Here is a 2,146-nt window from a genome sequence, read left to right as displayed (position 1 = left end):
CGCTGGAATCGAGCGTCACCGCGCCGGCTACCGGCGTGCCGAGGCAAAACAACGCCGCAATCAGCGACAGGAACGAACCGATCGTCTTCAAGCCCAATACATCCCCCATCCACGAGCAATGCTACAGGCCTTGCGCACTCTCGGCCAGAGCGGTGAGGCCGTCATGCCAGAACCGCCGCGGTCTGGAAAAATGCTGTGACTTGGAGCAACCATTGAGATAGTTGTTTGTTGGGTTGAGCCCCGCAACAACGGGGAAGTTTGCAGCGCGAGGAGTTGCCATGCTCTGGAGAGGCCGTCGTCAGAGTGACAATATCGAGGACGACCGCAGCGGCGGTGGCGGGCTCGGCGGCGGCGGTGGCCAGTTCCGCATTCCGATCGGCGGCCGCACCGGTGGCGGCGGCAGCATCTTCCTCGTCATCCTGGTGGTGCTGGCCGGATGGTATTTCGGCTTCGATCCGTCGACGATCCTGGGTGGCGGCGGCGGACTGGCGCCGGGCGGCGGCGGCCAGATTACCGAGGACAGCGGCTCTGCTACGCCCGCCAATGATGAGATGAAGCAGTTCGTGGCGACCGTGCTGGCCGAGACCGAGGACACGTGGACCGGGATCTTCAAATCGCAGGGGCTGACATATGAGGACCCGAAGCTGGTGCTGTTCAGCGGCCAAATCCGTTCGGCCTGCGGCTCGGCATCGTCGGCCGCCGGGCCGTTCTATTGTCCGGGCGACCACAAGGTCTATCTCGATACAACCTTCTTCCAGCAACTCGACCAACAGTTCGGCGCCTCTGGCGACTTCGCCCAAGCCTATGTGATCGCGCACGAGGTAGGCCACCACGTGCAGAACTTGACGGGCATTATGTCCAAGTTCAACCAGATGCGGCAAGGCATGGACCAGGCGGAGGCCAACCAGATGTCGGTGCGCATCGAGCTGCAAGCCGACTGCTTCGCCGGCGTGTGGGCGCATTTCACCGGGCAGAAGGGCATCTTGGAGCAGGGCGATTTCGAAGAGGCGCTCAATGCTGCCCAAAAGATCGGCGACGACACGCTGCAGAAGAAGACGCAGGGCTATGTCGTACCGGAAAGCTTCAACCACGGCACCTCGCAGCAGCGGCAGACCTGGCTGGCGCGTGGTTACAAGAGCGGCAAGCTGTCGGATTGCAACACGCTGAGTGGGCCGATCTGACCAGACCGTTTTCAAGCTTCACCTGCCGGCGATGTTGTCGTCAGGGGGTGTCAGGATGACCAGATTCGGCCTGTTCCCGCATTGTTCCTTGCCGCGAGCTCGCCTATAAGCTGCGTCCGCCTGCGCCTGAGGGCGAGCAGAGGAGCTTGACCCAGCATGATCGACCCCAAAACCGCCAGACGGGGCCTTGCGCTCGTCTTCACCACGCTGCTGCTCGACATTATCGGCTTCGGCATGATCATGCCGGTGCTGCCGGCCTATCTCAGGGAATTGACCGGGGTCAGCATCAGTGGCGCGGCGATCGAAGGCGGCTGGCTGTTGTTCGTCTATGCGGCGATGCAGTTCGTCTTCGCGCCGATCATGGGTGGCTTGAGCGACCGGTTCGGGCGGCGGCCGATCCTGCTCGCATCGGTGCTGACCTTCTCCATCGACAATCTGATCTGCGCGGTCGCCTGGTCCTACCCGATGCTGTTCATCGGGCGTGTGCTGGCCGGCATTTCAGGCGCCAGCTATTCGACGACTTCAGCCTTCATCGCGGATATCTCGAACGATGAGAACCGGGCAAAGAATTTCGGCCTGCTCGGTATCGCGTTTGGCGTCGGCTTCGTCATCGGGCCGGTTCTGGGCGGGCTGCTCGGCACGTTCGGGCCGCGCGTGCCATTCTATTTCGCCGCCGGGCTCGCCTTCGTGAATTTCCTCATTGCGTTGTTTTTCCTCCCGGAAACGCTCGATGACAAGCATCGCCGCCGCTTCGAGTGGAAACGCGCCAACCCGGTCGGCACGCTGCTGCAGATGCGCCAATATCAAGGCATCGGCTGGATCGGGCTTGTCTTCTTCCTGATGACGCTCGGACACATGATGTATCCGGCGGTCTGGTCGTTCGTCTCCAGCTACCGCTATGGCTGGAGCGAGCAGCAGATCGGCTTCTCGCTCGGCGCCTTCGGCCTGTGCGGTGCGATCGTCAT

At 62.3% G+C, this 2,146-nt stretch carries 2 protein-coding genes; both read left to right on the top strand.

The genetic code is table 11. The features are described from left to right. Positions 1-278: 278 nt before the first annotated feature. Positions 279-1,181 carry a neutral zinc metallopeptidase gene (locus EN906_RS31840; protein ID WP_127271204.1) on the top strand — a complete coding sequence of 301 codons (903 nt, stop codon included), beginning with the start codon at positions 279-281 and terminating at the stop codon, positions 1,179-1,181. A gap of 156 nt (positions 1,182-1,337) precedes the next feature. Beyond that, positions 1,338-2,146 (top strand): MFS transporter (locus EN906_RS31835; protein ID WP_164777521.1); only part of this gene is annotated, 809 nt, incomplete at its 3' end.

It is taken from the genome of Mesorhizobium sp. M7A.F.Ca.CA.004.06.1.1, from assembly GCF_003999135.1.
Taxonomy (GTDB): domain Bacteria; phylum Pseudomonadota; class Alphaproteobacteria; order Rhizobiales; family Rhizobiaceae; genus Mesorhizobium.
Note: the sequence above shows the minus strand (reverse complement) of the source record. Positions and strands in the feature narration are given on the sequence as shown.

Bases quoted from the DNA above. Each gene is read 5' to 3' on its own strand.
- EN906_RS31840 (WP_127271204.1), top strand. From the start codon at position 279: ATGCTCTGGAGAGGCCGTCGTCAGAGTGACAATATCGAGGACGACCGC.